14 protein-coding genes are annotated in these 14,677 nt (G+C 69.3%); 7 read left to right on the plus strand and 7 right to left on the minus strand.

The annotated features are described in order from the left end of the window. Positions 1–53: 53 nt before the first annotated feature. Positions 54–299, minus strand: coding sequence for a hypothetical protein (locus NI2_RS10105; RefSeq protein WP_067488780.1), 246 nt, complete (start codon positions 297–299; stop codon positions 54–56). A gap of 114 nt (positions 300–413) precedes the next feature. On the opposite strand from NI2_RS10105, the gene NI2_RS10110 reads away from it, so the two are divergent. Continuing rightward, entirely contained in the window at positions 414–1,406 is a 993-nt protein-coding gene (locus NI2_RS10110; protein WP_067488782.1) for an LLM class flavin-dependent oxidoreductase, read from the plus strand. Positions 1,407–1,412: 6 nt separating this feature from the next. Here NI2_RS10110 and NI2_RS10115 read toward each other — a convergent pair whose 3' ends face one another. Continuing rightward, the gene (locus tag NI2_RS10115; protein ID WP_067488784.1) at positions 1,413–2,231 is read right to left on the minus strand and encodes an NADPH-dependent oxidoreductase; all 819 of its coding nucleotides are present in this window, start codon (positions 2,229–2,231) and stop codon (positions 1,413–1,415) included. 122 nt (positions 2,232–2,353) lie between these two features. On the opposite strand from NI2_RS10115, the gene NI2_RS10120 reads away from it, so the two are divergent. Further along, positions 2,354–2,950, plus strand: a complete 597-nt coding sequence (locus NI2_RS10120) for a pyridoxamine 5'-phosphate oxidase family protein (RefSeq protein WP_067488786.1) — start codon at positions 2,354–2,356, stop codon at positions 2,948–2,950. Here the strand turns inward: NI2_RS10120 and NI2_RS10125 are convergent. Beyond that, on the minus strand, positions 2,928–3,659 hold the full coding sequence (locus tag NI2_RS10125; RefSeq protein WP_067488788.1) for a glutamine amidotransferase: 732 nt from the start codon (positions 3,657–3,659) through the stop codon (positions 2,928–2,930). The two genes, NI2_RS10120 and NI2_RS10125, sit on opposite strands and share 23 nt — an antisense overlap. Positions 3,660–3,715: 56 nt before the next feature. Further along, a complete protein-coding gene (locus NI2_RS10130) occupies positions 3,716–4,618 on the minus strand; it encodes an SMP-30/gluconolactonase/LRE family protein (protein WP_255284012.1) in 903 nt (300 codons plus the stop codon). A 209-nt stretch (positions 4,619–4,827) separates the two neighbouring features. On the opposite strand from NI2_RS10130, the gene NI2_RS10135 reads away from it, so the two are divergent. After that, entirely contained in the window at positions 4,828–5,574 is a 747-nt protein-coding gene (locus tag NI2_RS10135) for a M50 family metallopeptidase (RefSeq protein WP_067489136.1), read from the plus strand. On the opposite strand, the gene NI2_RS10140 is transcribed toward NI2_RS10135, so the two are convergent. Further along, positions 5,565–6,047 carry a gluconokinase gene (locus NI2_RS10140; RefSeq protein WP_067488789.1) on the minus strand — a complete coding sequence of 161 codons (483 nt, stop codon included), beginning with the start codon at positions 6,045–6,047 and terminating at the stop codon, positions 5,565–5,567. The two genes, NI2_RS10135 and NI2_RS10140, sit on opposite strands and share 10 nt — an antisense overlap. A 97-nt stretch (positions 6,048–6,144) precedes the next feature. Here NI2_RS10140 and NI2_RS10145 point away from each other — a divergent pair, with 97 nt between their 5' ends. Next, a complete protein-coding gene (locus tag NI2_RS10145) occupies positions 6,145–7,062 on the plus strand; it encodes an LLM class F420-dependent oxidoreductase (protein ID WP_067489139.1) in 918 nt (305 codons plus the stop codon). A 6-nt stretch (positions 7,063–7,068) separates the two neighbouring features. On the opposite strand, the gene NI2_RS10150 is transcribed toward NI2_RS10145, so the two are convergent. Next, positions 7,069–9,111, minus strand: coding sequence for a CocE/NonD family hydrolase (locus tag NI2_RS10150; RefSeq protein WP_067489142.1), 2,043 nt, complete (start codon positions 9,109–9,111; stop codon positions 7,069–7,071). A gap of 243 nt (positions 9,112–9,354) precedes the next feature. On the opposite strand from NI2_RS10150, the gene NI2_RS10155 reads away from it, so the two are divergent. After that, positions 9,355–10,152 (plus strand): VOC family protein, encoded by a 798-nt coding sequence (locus tag NI2_RS10155; protein ID WP_067488790.1) that lies wholly within the window; start codon positions 9,355–9,357, stop codon positions 10,150–10,152. Positions 10,153–10,185: 33 nt separating this feature from the next. On the opposite strand, the gene NI2_RS10160 is transcribed toward NI2_RS10155, so the two are convergent. Beyond that, a complete protein-coding gene (locus NI2_RS10160) occupies positions 10,186–11,829 on the minus strand; it encodes a helix-turn-helix domain-containing protein (RefSeq protein ID WP_067488791.1) in 1,644 nt (547 codons plus the stop codon). 131 nt (positions 11,830–11,960) lie between these two features. On the opposite strand from NI2_RS10160, the gene pruA reads away from it, so the two are divergent. Next, entirely contained in the window at positions 11,961–13,604 is a 1,644-nt protein-coding gene (gene pruA / locus NI2_RS10165; RefSeq protein ID WP_067488797.1) for an L-glutamate gamma-semialdehyde dehydrogenase, read from the plus strand. Beyond that, positions 13,604–14,566: a proline dehydrogenase family protein gene (locus NI2_RS10170; protein WP_067488799.1), complete on the plus strand. Its 963-nt coding sequence runs from the start codon at positions 13,604–13,606 to the stop codon at positions 14,564–14,566. Before pruA ends, NI2_RS10170 begins: the two co-directional genes overlap by 1 nt. The last annotated feature ends 111 nt before the right edge of the window (positions 14,567–14,677 follow it).

Consider the following 14,677-nt stretch of genomic DNA (forward strand, 5'->3'; position numbering starts at 1 on the left):
ATGACAGAAAACGCTTGTCTGCCAGCGGCTTTCCAGCAAACGGTGGCCGACGGTCAGTGGGTGTGCGCTACTGTCTTGCGGCCGAAGGTGTAGTAGCCGACGCACACCAGCGCGGCCAACACGGCACCGACGACCAGCGCGGTGCGCCGCGCCCACCGTCGGTCCACAGCAGCAGGATCACGACCAGGCCGAGGAGACCGAGAGCCGCCCAGGCGGTCACCGAAGATCCGCCCCGAGATCGGGTTGGCGGTGAACAGCACCGCAAGCACCACCAGCGCGGTCACCGCGCTGTCGAACACTCCTGCACGCTACCGCGCGGCAACCGTGCCGCCGATCACCCCTACCGCTCGCCGGAAATACCGGAGCCGCCGCGCCGGTTGGCCTACTGAGGGGATTTCACGCGAAGGAGACTCATGAGCCCGGTCACGTTGTCGGTTCTCGATCTGGCACCGGTGCAGGCCGACGCGACGGCAGGCGAGGCCCTGCACGCGACGACCCGCTTCGCCCAGCGCGCCGAGGAGCTGGGGATGCGCCGCTTCTGGGTGGCCGAGCACCACAACATGCCCGGCATCGCCAGTTCGGCGCCCGCCGTGGTGCTGGCGCATCTCGCCGCGTCGACCTCGCGTATCCGGGTCGGATCGGGTGGCGTGATGCTGCCCAACCACGCTCCGCTGGTCGTCGCCGAACAGTTCGGCACGCTCGAAGCACTGCATCCGGGCCGCGTCGATCTCGGCATCGGTCGCGCGCCCGGCACCGATCCGGCTACCGCTCGCGCGCTGCGCAGACACGCCGAAGGTCTCGGCGCCGAATCGTTTCCCCGTGAGCTGACCGCTCTGATGGGTTATTTCGGTGGCACCGATGCGGACGGCATCGTCGCCACCCCTGGTCGCGGCACACAGCCCGAGATGTGGTTGCTCGGCTCGAGCGGGTACAGCGCGCAGGTCGCGGCCGTGCTGGGGTTGCCGTTCGCGTTCGCGCACCACTTCGCCGGCGAGAACACCGCCGCCGCGCTCGCGCTCTACCGGGACAACTTCCGGCCGTCGGCGATCCTGGCCGAGCCGTACAGCATGGTCGCGGTCTCGGCGATCTGCGCCGACACCGACGCCGAGGCCGACCGGCTCGCCGCACCACGCGACCTGGCCTTCGTCAACCTGCGCGCCGGCCGCCCGCAGGCGCTGGCCACCCCCGAGCAGGCCGAGGGGTTCCCCGGTAGTGATGCCGAACGCCACTTCGCCGCACAGCGCAAGGCCGGTCAATTGCAGGGGTCGCCGGAGACGGTGCGTGCCCAGGCCGCCCAGCTCATCGAGGACACCCGGCCCGACGAACTGATGCTCACCACCCTCGTCTACGACATCGACACCCGCATCCGTTCCCTCGAACTCACCGCCGAGGCGATCAACGGCTGACCCGCCTCAGCGGAGCCGGAATCCCATGGCCGCCAAGGACTCCCGGAGCCGGTGCCGACCGTTGAGCGAGGCCTCGGAGCCGAGCCGGGCCAGTACCCGCTCGGTCCAGGAGAACGGGAGGCCCTGGTCGCCGTAGACCGCGCCGATCCGCTGCTCGTAGTCGGCGACCGGTCCGCGTTGACTCGGTAGGTCGTAGGTCTCCTGGTGCAGCACGGCCGCCTGCGGCAATCGCGGCTTCACCTGTGTGCCCTCCGTCGAGTCGGGGTGGCCGACCACCAGCCCGAAGATGGGGAACACGTGGGCGGGCAGGTTCAGTTCCGCCGCGACCCGCTCGGGGTCGTTGCGCAACGCACCGATGTAGACGGTGCCCAGTCCGAGCGATTCGGCGGCGATCACGGCGTTCTGGGCGGCGAGCGCGGCATCGACCACACCGACGTAGCTGGATTCCAGATAGTCGGCGCCGTCGAGGGGCGCGCGATGGTCGTCGGCGAGCTGACGCAGTCGCGCGAAGTCGGCGGTCCAGACCAGCAGTACCGGCGCCTGCTCGATGTGTGCCTGACCGCCCGCGACCGCCGCCAGCCGGGCCCGTCGCGTCGGATCACGGACCTCGATCACACTCCAGGCCTGCAGGTTCGACGAGGTCGGGGCGGACTGAGCCGCCGAAACCAGGAGCCGGATCGTTTCCGGTTCGACCGGATCGGGCAGGTAGCGCCGGACCGATTTGTGTTCGTGCAAAACCTGCAGCACAGAGTTCCACTGCGCGGGAACGGCAGCGTCCGGGTCCGCGTAGCGCTGTCGGACAGGGTGGGGAGCGGTCTGCGTCATTGCCCCATCGTCGGTCACCGCGGTGGGCGCCGTCTGCGATAACTCTCACCGTGAATCCAACGTCGTGGTCGATACACTCGACCACGGGGAGCTCGCCGCCCGGCGGGACCGGAAAGTGCGTCATGGCCAAGGTGTTCGACCGGATCGACGACAAGTTACGGGCGTTCATCGCCGACCAGCCGATGTACTTCGTGGGAACCGCGCCCTCCGCCGGCGGTCATATCAATGTGTCCCCCAAGGGATATCGCGACACCTTCGCCGTGCTCGACGACCACACCGTCGCCTACCTCGATCTGTTCGGCAGCGGTTCGGAGACGATCGCGCACCTGCGCGACAACGGCCGCATCACCGTGATGTTCTGCTCGTTCTCCCGCGTCGCCCGCATCCTGCGCCTGCTCGGCACCGGGCGGGTCGTGCGGCCCGACTCCCCCGAATTCGACACGCTGCGTGCGCGATTCGGCACCGAGCATCCCGGTATCCGCGCGGTGATCGTGGTCTCGGTCGACCGCATCGCCGATTCGTGCGGCTGGTCGGTGCCGAGGATGGACCTGGTCGAGGAGCGCTCCATTCTGGACGAGGCCCACACCCGGCGCACCGACGAAGATTTCGCGCGGCGCATCGCGGGCGACAACTCCGCCAGCATCGACGGCCTGCCCGCGCTGGAACCGGACCACCCCCTGCCCTCCACCGTGCGGGCTACCCGCGAGAGCGCGAGATGAAGCGCCGCAACAGTTCCCGCGGCACCGGCACCGATTCACGCCGACCCAGTTCAGCCAGCATGTCCGCCTCGTTCGGGTCGAAATAGCCCGCGTGCCGGTAGGCCTCGATCCGCACGGCCAGCCCGGTGCCGTCGAGCTCGGGATGGAACTGGGTGGCGTACACATTGCGCCCCACCCGGATCATCTGCACGGGGCAACCCTCGGAACCGGCGAGCAGCACCGCGCCCGGCGGCACGCCCTGGCAGGCCTCTTTGTGACCGACGAAGGCGCGGAACGAACGCGGGATGCCGGTGAGCAAGGGGTCCTCGGCGCCGTCGGCCAACACGACCGTACTCGCGCCGACAGCTTCGCCGTAACGGTCGGGGCCGACCTCACCGCCGAGCACGTCGGCCAGGATGCCCAGGCCGTAGCAGGCACCGAAGTACGGGAAATCCCGGTCGACGATCTCGGCGAGCAGCGCACGCAGCGGCGGTTCGAACCGCCGCTGGTAGTCGTACTTGTCCTGCTGCGGCGCGCTCACGTTACTCGGCCCGCCGCCGACGATCACGGCGCAGAAGTCGTCCAGGTCGACCTCGGGCATCCCGCGATCCATCTCGATGCGCACCACCTCGTCGTCGGTGAGCTCGGCGGCGCGCAGCAGTGCGGCGTACTCGTCGTCGGACGCGGCACGTTCGGGACGAAGCTGAAGCAACAGGCAGGGCTTGGTCATCGTCGAGCCATCCCTCCGCAGTCTCATCGGGTCGGCTATCGACGATACTGTGCACGTCACGGCACCGCGCTCACCCCGACGGCCGATTCGGAAAGACTGCCCAGATACAGGGTGCCCTGGTGCTCGACCACCGAGGTGACCATCGCGAAGTCGTCGCCCGGGCGTTGCAGGTCGTGCACCACCGTGCCGTCCAGACCGAGCGCGATCACCCACGCGGAGCGGGCGGGCGCCGGTCGGAGCCACTCCGGCAGCGCCCAGGTGAGGCGCCGGAAGATGCCCGGCAGTGCCAGCATCCGGTCCAGCAGCGGGTTGCGTGGTGCCACCATCCCGATCCAGACCAGACCGTCGCTGCCGAGGAGCATGTTGTCCGGCGAACCGGGCAGGTTCTCGACGAGACGGTCGACGGTGCCTGCGCGGGGACCCGAGAGCCAGTACCTCGTGATCCGGTAGGCGCCGGTCTCGGCGACCAGCACACAGGACCGGTCCGGCGCCAGCACCACCCCGTTGGCGAACTGCAGCCCGTCGATCAGCACCTCCACCTGCCCCGCCGGGTCGCGGCGAACCAGCATGCCGCTGCCGGAATGCTCGAGGATGTCACCCATCCACTGCTCGAACGGCCAGCGCCGCGACGAGATCGAGAGGTAGACGGTGCCGTCGGCGTCGCGCGCCACATTGCTCGGGAAGATGATCGGCTCACCGTCCACTTCGGTGATCACCGGCTCCAGTTCGGCACCGGACCCGGCCAGCCGGAGCACGCCGTGGCCCGCGACGCAGACGAGTAGCGAACCGTCGGCGTCGGCGTGCATTCCCAGCGGCCTGCCCGGCATTTGCGCGACCTTCTGCACGGTGCCGTCGGCCGGGTCGACGCGCCAGATGGCACCGTCCTCGGTGCCGGTGACCACGTGTCCGTCGGTCGTCAACACGACATCTTCCGGTCCCTGCCCGGGCAGCGGTATCAACCGAACCTCGGGCAGCGGGGGTGTGCTCTGTGTCTGGCCGGCCCGTTCGGTCGCGCGCGGCGGGTTCCATCGGTGCGGTCGCATCTGCATGCCCTTTGCTACCACGCCCGGACGCGATCGTTGCCCGGAAAGCGTTGCGGGAACACGGTATCGGCGCATCATGCGCTGACCGGGCCGTGGGCGTGGCGAATCGCGGCTACAGTGCGGCGGTGGACACCGGATCGGTCAGCTCTTCGTTCGAACGTTTACTCGCACCGCAACCCGCGCCGCCGTGGTGGCTGGTGCTCGTCACCGCGGCGCTGGCGCTGGTCCTGGTCGGATACCGCCCGCTGTGGCGGATCACCCGGGCCGCCGTCACCGTGGCGCACGAGGGTGGGCACGCGCTGTTCGCGCTGCTCACCGGGCGCAGGTTGCATGCGATCACGCTGCACACCGACACCTCGGGTCTCACGGTATCCAGTGGCAAACCCACCGGTCCCGGCATGATCCTCACCGCGATGGCCGGATATCCGGCGCCCGCGCTGCTCGGCGTGGGCTACGCGGCGCTGCTGGGTTCCGGCCGGGTGTCGGTGATGTTGTGGGCCACCCTGGCCATGCTGGTGGCGGTGCTGGTGAAGGTGCGCAATGTGTACGGTCTGCTGACCGTGCTCGTGCTCGGCGCGCTGGTGTTCGGGGTGTCCTGGTACGGCAGCGACCTGCTCCAGGCCGGGTTCGCGTATCTGGCCGCGTGGTTCCTGCTGGCCGCCGCTGTCCGTCCCGTGCTCGAGCTGCAGCGCGGTAGGCGCAGACAACCCGGGCGCACCGATTCCGACGCCGATCAGCTGGCCCGTCTCACCCACCTGCCCGCGCTGCTGTGGGTGGCGTTCTTCGCGCTGATCTGCCTGGCGGCGGCCGTGATCGGCGGGTGGTTGATGCTCGCGCCCGTCGAGCAGCTGCATCCGCTGTTTCAGCGGTGATCGGCTCTCCACTTCTCGACCGCCTCGGTGACGAGCACCCCTGGCGGTTGTAGCGCGTTGAGGGCGACACCGGCTTCGTCCTGCTCGAGTGGTTCGAGCGTGGCCAGTTGCGAGTCGAGCAGGATGGTCGGCATGAAATGGCCGAGGCGACCGGTCATCCGGCGCATCAGCTCCACCCGGGTGGCGGCCAGATGCACGAAGTAGGTGTCGGGCGCTTTGGCCCGCAGCCGGTCGCGGTAGACCCGGCGCAGCGCCGAGCAGCTGGCCACCCCGCCCGCCTCGCTGTGCTCGTGCAGCCAGGTGGCGACCGTGTCGAGCCACGGCCACCGGTCCTCGTCGGTGAGCGGGATCCCGGCCGCCATCTTCTCGATATTGGCCAGCGGGTGGAAGTCGTCGCCCTCGGCGTAGGGCACGTCGAGGCGGTCGGCGAGCAGGGCCCCGACGGTCGTCTTGCCGCACCCGGAGACGCCCATGACGACAATGACAGGTTCTCCCACCGCATCCTCCTCCGCCGAGCCGTTGCCCCTACAGCCTCACACACCCGCGCGCGTCTCGGGCACGATGGTGATCATGGACCTCCGCATCTTCACCGAACCGCAGCAGGGCGCCGACTACGACACGCTGCTCGCCGTGGCGCGCGCCGCCGAGGATCTCGACTTCGACGCCTTCTTCCGCTCCGACCACTATCTGGCCATGGGCGATGCCGACGGCCTGCCCGGACCCACCGACGCCTGGATCACCCTGGCGGGTCTGGCCCGCGACACCTCCCGCATCCGCCTGGGGACCCTGGTCACCGCCGCCACGTTCCGGCTGCCCGGGCCACTGGCCATCCAGGTGGCCCAGGTCGACCAGATGTCGGGTGGCCGGGTGGAGCTCGGGCTCGGCAGCGGCTGGTTCGCCGCCGAGCACGCGGCCTACGGAATCCCGTTCCCCGACAACAGGTTCGGCCTGCTCGAAGAACAGCTCGCGATCGTCACGGGCCTGTGGTCGACCAAGCTCGGCGATACCTTCTCCTTCGACGGCGAGCACTACCAGCTCACCGACTCCCCCGCCCTGCCGAAACCGGTGCAGGATCCGGTGCCGGTGGTGATCGGCGGCAACGGCAAGGTCCGCACCCCACGCCTGGCCGCCCGCTACGCCACCGAATTCAATATGCCCTTCGCCTCGGTGGACGACAGCTCGGCCCAGTTCGACCGGGTCCGCGACGCCGTGCGCGCGGCCGGGCGCACCGACGAACTGGTGTATTCCAACGCGCTCGTGGCCTGCGTGGGTCACACCGACGCCGAGGTGGCGCGCCGGGCCGCGGCGATCGGACGTGAGGTCGACGAGCTGAAGACCAACGGGCTGGCCGGCTCGCCCGCCGAGGTGGTGGACAAGATCACCCGCTACCGCGAGATCGGTGCGAGCCGGATCTACCTGCAGATCCTCGACCTGGCCGATCTCGACCACCTCGAACTCATTGCCGCCGAGGTGAAATCCCAGCTCTGAGCCGACTCACGGGATCGGCTTGTCGGTGGGCAGGTTGACGAAGCTCGGTGCCGCCGGGTCGAGGCGCACCTGCTGCGGTTCCAGCCCGGAGGCGTCGAGCATCGGGCGGAACGGCAGCGCCTTGGGCGCGTTGCCCGCGTACACGTCGATCCGCACGCGGTGCCCCGGTGCGAGCACGGCCTGGGTCGGGATGACAGCGATGTCGATCTCGGTCGGCGCACCGGGGACCACGGGCAGCAGCCGGTCGAGGGTGAGCGGGTTGAACGGTGCGGTGAGATCACCGTTCACCGACCGCGCGCTGCGCCGTTCGTCGATGGCCCGCATGGAGGTCGTGAGCTGACCGGTTGTGAGCACGGTGGACGTGCCGTCGGGAGCGACATCGTTGACGGTGACGTTCCAGAATCCGTCACTGCCGGCGTGCACCGTGTTGAGCCGCACATTGATCGGGCCCGAGATCACCGTCTCCTCGGCGACCGGTGCGCTGGTGAAGGTGAGCGCGTTGCGTTCGGCGATGCGCGAGTCCTTGGCGCACGCGTCGAGCGCGGCGGTCATCCCAGCCGAACCCTGCGCCGCGTCACGCGAGCAGATGGTGCTCAAACCCGGTGCCACCGTGAGGCTTTCGACCGCGCCGGGGCCCGTGGGACGAAGGGAACCGTCGTGCAGGCTGTCCTCGGTGGACCCGCTCGGATCGGCCGACAGATATACCCGCCGATGGGTGACGCCCGGCTGCGGCCACTCGCGCAGCGTGACCCACCCGCCGCCCTGCTGTTTCACCGTCACCGGGCCGAACGCCTCGACACCGCTGTCGATGTCCTTGAGCCACTTGTCGAACCAGGCGCGCTGCAACACGTCCAGCCGCGGCGGCGCCCCCGGAACACCGGTTCCCGCACCGGGATTGGCGTGATAGGTGTCGCCGACGACCAGCTGCTTGCGGCCCGGGGGCAGCGGGAGCTGTTCGTAGAGTTTGGTCGCGCTGTTGGCGAAGATGTCGTGCCAGCCGCCGTAGACGAACGTCGGCACGTTCACCTTCTCCGGATGACCCATGATCGCCTCGCGAAACGCCGAGGTCTCGTCGAGCGCGCCGTCGAGGGCGGGCGGCATGTCCTCGAGCGAGGGAGTGAGCAGGGCCTGGGCGAGCAGGTCGAAATTGGTCGTCGGGTCGGCGATGCGATCGTTGAACCAGGTCCAGTCGAAGGTGCCCTGGATCATCGACGCGACGTCGGGCACGAGTTTGAGCTGGTTGACCGAATTGAGCCACAGCGGAAGGAATGTCGTGCCGACGCCACCGCCGGGGGCGACCACGTCGCGCATCAGATCGCTGCCGGGTTCCACCGGGAAGATGGCCTGCAGCGCGGCGGGCGCGTCTTCGGCGGCCCGCAGCTGGTTGATGCCCGAGTACGAGCCGCCGCTCATGCCGATGCGGCCGTTGGACCACGGCTGGGCGGCCGCCCACTCGATCACCTCACGGGTGTCGAGCTGTTCGCGGGCGCCGAGGGTATCCCATTTGCCCTGCGACTGACCGGTTCCGCGCACGTCGGCGACCACGACGGTGTAGCCGCTGCCGATGAGTTTGCGGTCGACGCCGAGCATGGTCTGGATCATGCCGCCGTCCAGTGCCTGCATCAGATCGCCGAAACCGCTGATGGGTGTGCTCGACAGGTTCAGGCGGCGCACGATGTCGACGGCGGTCGACTGCAGGCCGGGGGTGGCGGCGGCCGCCTCGATCAGGCCGGTCATGAGTTTGGAGTAGGGCGTGAGGCTCACGATCGTCGGCAGCGGCTTCTGCTCGATCACCCCTGCCGCGTCGGCGGGGCGGTACACGTCGGCCTTGAGGACCACGCCGTCGCTCATGGTGATGTGCACACCGCGCTCCACGCGCACTTCCGGATAGGTGCCCGGCGCGTCGTGCTGGGCGGTCCAGCGCACGCCGGGCACGTCGCCGCCCGGCCTGCCCGACACCTGGCCTGCCCCGCAGGCGAGCACCGCTGTGATCGCGAGAATCGCCGTCAGCACACGGACGAGCCCACGTTCGGAACCTCTCAACGTCATCGAGTCGCTCCCGACCGGTTCGTTCATCGTTGACCTAGCCACCGCAGATCGGCAGCGAAACTGTAACAGTGGTAACGACTTGCGGCGGGCAGCGCCGGACCGCTCGGAGGGTCGCAGTGAACACGTATCGTTCCAGTTCAGGGCGTTATCCGCGGCGACGGACGTGTCGGTGGGCAGTGGTTGACTTGGTGCGTGCCGACCGACCCGGCCGGTGTCATTCATCGACGAGGAGGACGTTCGATAATGCCGACACGTGACGAACCATGGCCCCAGGGCACGCCGTGCTGGGTCGACTGTCAGGTCGACGACCCCGCCGCCGCCCGCACGTTCTACAGCGCGCTCTTCGGTTGGGACATCCAGGACGCGGGCGCGGGTGGATATCTCATGGCGATGCTCGACGGTAGACCCGCGGCGGGCATCGGATCCAAACCCGACGACATGCGGCAGATGCCGTCGGTGTGGACCACCTATTTCGCGGCCGAACGGGCCGACGAGATCGCCGAGCGCGTCACGAAGGCCGGCGGTCAGGTGTTCATGCCGCCGTTCGACGTCCTCGACGTGGGGCGGATGTTCGTCGCCGCCGACCAAACCGGCGGCGCCTTCGGCGTCTGGGAAGCCAAGCGCCACATCGGTGCCGGGGTGTTCAACCAGCACGGCGCCTACTGCTGGAACGAGCTGCACACCCCCGGCTACGACCAGGCACACGAGTTCTACACCAGCGTGTTCGGCTGGAACTACACCGAGATAGGTGACGGGGTGAACTTCACCTACTCCACCTTCTCGCTGCCCGGTGACAAGCACGAGGTCGGCGGGATGATGGACGCCTCGTCGCTCGGCAATCCGCCGTACTGGCTCACCTGGATCCAGGTCGACGACGCCGACGGCACCCTGAACAAGGCGACCGAACTGGGCGCGAAGGTGATCATGGGACCCGACGACAGTCCGTTCGGGCGCATGGGAATCCTGCAGGCACCCCAGGGCGAGGTGCTCGGTGTGATCGACCCGGCCAAGGCCGTCGGGGAGGTTCCGACGGGGGCGTGACGACACGGCTCGGCGTGGCGCGGGGGCGGTTCGTCACGCTGAGCCGGCATTTCCGGAGGGGGCGCGCGGTGGGCAGGCGGCGAGCTGGATTTCCAGGAGCAGGCGGTCGTCGGGGTCGGTGAGGTCGATGCCGAGGATGGATTCCACGCGGCGCAGGCGGTAGCGCAAGGTGTTCGGGTGCACGCGCAGGGCGGCGGCCGCGGTGCTCACTTCACCGTGGGCGCGCAGATAGGTGCGGATCGAGTCGCGCAGGTCGGCACCGTGGTCGCGGTCGTAGGCATCGAGGGCGGCCAGGCGCGGGTCGTGCAGGTGGGGGTGGTCGCGGATCAGGTCGATGATCTCGGTGAGCAGCACCGCCGTTCTCGCCTCGGCCAGGGTTGTCACGCGGCTGCCCTCAGCGGTGGCGGCGGGGCTGTCCAGCACGCGGTCGACCTCGGCGCGGGCTCCGGCGACGGCCGTCAGCCCGGCCACGGGCGCGGCCACCGCGGCGCGGACCACCAGCCCACGTGCCTGCTCGAGCTGCGCGACCAGCTCACGCACCCACGATCCGACACCGTGCTCGGAGTGATAGGAGGGCAGCAGCACATACACTCGCTCACCGATCGCCTCGGTAACCGAGTCGCCACGAAAAGCACTGGCGTGCAATCGGATCAGGCCGCTGGACGCGGCGAGTTCGGCGGCCGGACCGAGCGCGGCGAATCCGATCACCGCGGCGGGACCCGCTTCGTGCAGGCGCAGGGCGGCCGCCACCGACGGCACGTCGACTCCTTCGCCGTGCGCGCCGAACAGCCTGCGCACCAGCACAGCCTCGGTCGAGGGTGCGTCCAGTGCCCGCGCGATGATGCGCGCCGCAACCGCCGACGCACCGCTCAGCACCTGGGCGGCGTCCGGGCGCAGCGGCCGGTCGCCCTGCTGCAACCAGATCGTGCCGAGCATCCGGTCCTCGGCACCGACGGTGGCCCGCCGGATACCGACGACCAGCCGGCGGCGGATGCCGAGTTCTGGGTGGTCGGGGATGTCGACCACCTCGTCGGTGCGGCGCACCCGGTCGAACACGCCCCACTCGCGCAGGATCCGCAGGTAGTCGGCCGGGCCCTCGCGGCCGAGGATCGAGCGGATGCGCAACTGGTCGGCGGCGGCGTCGGAGGCCGAATAGGCGAGCACGTGCGAGTGCGGGTCCTCGATGCTCACCATGCCGCCCGTCTCGGCCGCCACCACCTGGGCCAGTCCGAACAGGTCCGTATCAGGGGCGAGCAGGTCGGGTTCACCGGCCTCGGTCCGGCCGCCGGGCGCGCGGGTGAGCATGCGGCGGACGAGGCCGAACACCTGGTCCCAGCGGGCATGCCGGTGCACCTGCACGAGCGCGATCCCGGCCGCATGGGCGGCCGCACGCACTGCCGGTGAGTCGTCGGCGCGCTTGGTCATCAGCAGTCGCGGCCGCTGCGCGAGCGGGCGGGCGCCGACACCGCGCAGCCACCGTACGGTCTGTTCGGGATCGACGCCGACCAGCAGATACACCTGTGCCAACACACCGTCGGCCTCGAGGTGTTCGGCCAGGTCGGCGGGCTCGGCGAGGGCGACGGTGCGCACCACTACCTGCTCCCCCGCCGGTGCGTCGACCAGCGTGGCCACGGTGTGGTCGAGCGCGCCGAGCAGCTCGGCCAGTGTCGTCTCCATACGCGCGCTCCATTGTCCGATCGGACCAAACGCTGGGCAGAACTTCGTCCGATCAGCCGATTATGACCGATGCCGATGGGTGTTGACTACGTCACATCCCGCTACCGCCGTACGACGCAGGAGAGGCACTCATGGACGCCATCGCGACCACCCCGCCGCCGGTGAACGAACCCGTCGGCACCTTCGCGCCGGGCACACCCGAACGCACCCGGTTGCAGACCGCACTCACCGAACTGGCCGCCGCCCCGACCGAGATCTGCCATGTGATCGGCGGTCGGCACCTACGCGGCGACGGACCGGTGTTCGAGGTCGTTCAACCGCACCGCCACAGCGCCGTACTCGGCACCCTGCACGACGCGACCTCCGGCGAGGCCGCCGCTGCCGTCGAAGCCGCCACCGAGGCCGCCCCCGCCTGGCGGGCGATGTCGTTCGACGACCGCGCCTCGGTGTTCCTGCGCGCGGCCGATCTGCTCGCCGGTCCGTGGCGCGAGAGGATCTGTGCGGCAACGATGCTCGGTCAGTCCAAGTCGCCGTATCAGGCCGAGATCGACGCACCGTGCGAACTGGTCGACTTCTGGCGGTTCAATGTGTCGTTCGCACGCAAGATCATCGCCGAACAGCCGCTGTCCTCGCGCGGGGTGTGGAACCGCATGCAGTACCGCTCGCTGGAGGGCTTCGTCTACGCGGTGACCCCGTTCAACTTCACCGCCATCGCAGGCAATCTGCCGACCGCGCCCGCACTGATGGGCAACACCGTGGTGTGGAAGCCTGCGCGTTCGCAGGCGGTGGCCGCATACCTGACGATGTGCCTGCTCGAGGAGGCGGGTCTGCCGCCCGGTGTCATCAACCTTGTGCACGGCGCCGGACCCGAGGTCTCGGAGGTGGTGCTGCCCGATCGGCGCCTGGCTGGTGTGCACTTCACCGGGTCCACCGCCACCTTCCAGCATCTGTGGCGGGAAGTGGCGACGAACCTGGACCGCTACCGCACCTACCCCCGGCTGGTCGGCGAGACCGGCGGCAAGGATTTCGTACTCGCCCATCCCTCGGCGGATCCGGCGGTGCTCACCACCGCGCTGCTGCGAGGCGCGTTCGACTACCAGGGCCAGAAGTGTTCGGCCGCCTCACGGGCGTATGTGCCGCGTTCGGTGTGGTCGGCGATGTCGGAGGACCTGATCGAGAAGACTGCGTCGCTGCGCTACGGCGATGTCACCGATTTCACGAATTTCGGTGGGGCACTGATCGATCGGCGTGCCTTCGATCGCAACACCGCAGCCCTCGAGCGGGCCAAGGCCACCCAGGGGATCACGGTGGTCGCGGGCGGGCACAGCGACGACAGCGTCGGCTGGTTCGTGGAACCGACGGTGGTGGTCGGTGACGACCCGGGCGACGAGATCTTCCACACCGAGTACTTCGGTCCGATCCTCGCCGTGCACGTCTACGACGACTCGACACCATCGGGTTTCGAGGAGGCCATGGATCTGGTCGACGCGGGCGCCTACGGTCTCACCGGCTCGATCATCGCCCAGGACCGCGCCGCCATCGCCGCCGCCACCGAGCGGCTCACCTTCTCGGCGGGCAACTTCTACATCAACGACAAGCCCTCGGGCGCAGTCGTCGGCCAGCAGCCCTTCGGCGGCGGACGGGCCTCGGGCACCAACGACAAGGCGGGCTCGGCCCAGAACCTGCTGCGCTGGACCTCCGCGCGCACGATCAAGGAGACCTTCACCCCACCCACCGAGCACGGTTACCCCCACCAGGAATCGGAGGCCAACTGATGTCGGCACTTCTGCGCTCGGCACTGCTCGCAGCGGCGCGCTCGGCACAACTGGAACGCGCGGTCACCCGGCTGCCGGTGAGCCGCGATGTGGTGTCACGGTTCGTCGCGGGAACCACCACCGACCAGGTGGTGTCCACCGCCGAAACCTTGCTCCGCTCAGGGCGTTTCATCAGCATCGACTACCTCGGTGAGGACACCACCGACCTGACGCAAGCGCAGGCGACGGTCGAGCAGTACCGCGTTCTCATCGCCGCGCTGGGACGCCTGCCCCAGGCCGAAACCACGTCGGGAGCCGTTCGGCCACTGGAGGTCTCGGTCAAACTGTCGGCGCTCGGCCAGGCCCTGCCCCGCGACGGCCACGCCGTCGCCCGCGAGCACGCGCACCAGATCTGCGCCGCCGCCGAGGCTGCCGGGCTGTGGGTCACCGTCGACGCCGAGGACCACACGACCACCGATTCGACTCTCGCGATCGTCCGCGAGCTGCGCGCGGACTTCCCCTGGCTCGGCACCGTTCTGCAGGCCTACCTACGTCGCACCGAGGAGGACTGCCGCGCTCTGGCGGGCCCGCAGTCGCGGATCCGGCTGTGCAAGGGCGCCTACGACGAACCGGAATCGGTGGCCTTCCGTGACCGCGCCGAGGTCGATGCCTCCTATCTGCGTTGCCTCGGTGTACTCGCCGCCGGGCAGGGTTATCCGATGATCGCCTCCCACGACCCCGCGATCATCGCCGCCGCCGGTGCGGCCGTCGCGGCGGCACGGCGTAAGTGCGAGGAGTACGAGTACCAGATGCTGTACGGCATCCGCGACGACGAACAGCAGCGACTCGCCGCCGAGGGCAACCACGTTCGCGTGTACATCCCCTACGGCGACCAGTGGTACGGCTACTTCATGCGCAGGCTGGCCGAACGACCGGCGAATCTCGCCTTCTTCCTGCGTGCGTTGGCAGGCGGACGCGGGTAACGAGCCGCTCTCCATTCGGGCACTACCACTGAACAATATTCATTCTCGGGGTCGGGAACGGCGATGCGGCGGTGTACTGATCACGCGGCCAGGCCGCCGACGGAAGGAACA

The sequence above is a fragment of the Nocardia ignorata NBRC 108230 genome (assembly GCF_001612905.1).
In the GTDB taxonomy this organism is placed as follows: domain Bacteria; phylum Actinomycetota; class Actinomycetes; order Mycobacteriales; family Mycobacteriaceae; genus Nocardia; species Nocardia ignorata.

What these genes read in the sequence shown, in the direction of transcription:
- NI2_RS10110 (WP_067488782.1), top strand. Translation starts at nt 414, where the DNA reads ATGAGCCCGGTCACGTTGTCGGTTCTCGATCTGGCACCGGTGCAGGCC.
- NI2_RS10115 (WP_067488784.1), bottom strand. Translation starts at nt 2,231, where the DNA reads ATGACGCAGACCGCTCCCCACCCTGTCCGACAGCGCTACGCGGACCCG.
- NI2_RS10120 (WP_067488786.1), top strand. Translation starts at nt 2,354, where the DNA reads ATGGCCAAGGTGTTCGACCGGATCGACGACAAGTTACGGGCGTTCATC.
- NI2_RS10125 (WP_067488788.1), bottom strand. Translation starts at nt 3,659, where the DNA reads ATGACCAAGCCCTGCCTGTTGCTTCAGCTTCGTCCCGAACGTGCCGCG.
- NI2_RS10140 (WP_067488789.1), bottom strand. Translation starts at nt 6,047, where the DNA reads ATGGGCGTCTCCGGGTGCGGCAAGACGACCGTCGGGGCCCTGCTCGCC.
- NI2_RS10145 (WP_067489139.1), top strand. Translation starts at nt 6,145, where the DNA reads ATGGACCTCCGCATCTTCACCGAACCGCAGCAGGGCGCCGACTACGAC.
- NI2_RS10150 (WP_067489142.1), bottom strand. Translation starts at nt 9,111, where the DNA reads ATGACGTTGAGAGGTTCCGAACGTGGGCTCGTCCGTGTGCTGACGGCG.
- NI2_RS10155 (WP_067488790.1), top strand. Translation starts at nt 9,355, where the DNA reads ATGCCGACACGTGACGAACCATGGCCCCAGGGCACGCCGTGCTGGGTC.
- NI2_RS10160 (WP_067488791.1), bottom strand. Translation starts at nt 11,829, where the DNA reads ATGGAGACGACACTGGCCGAGCTGCTCGGCGCGCTCGACCACACCGTG.
- pruA (WP_067488797.1), top strand. Translation starts at nt 11,961, where the DNA reads ATGGACGCCATCGCGACCACCCCGCCGCCGGTGAACGAACCCGTCGGC.
- NI2_RS10170 (WP_067488799.1), top strand. Translation starts at nt 13,604, where the DNA reads ATGTCGGCACTTCTGCGCTCGGCACTGCTCGCAGCGGCGCGCTCGGCA.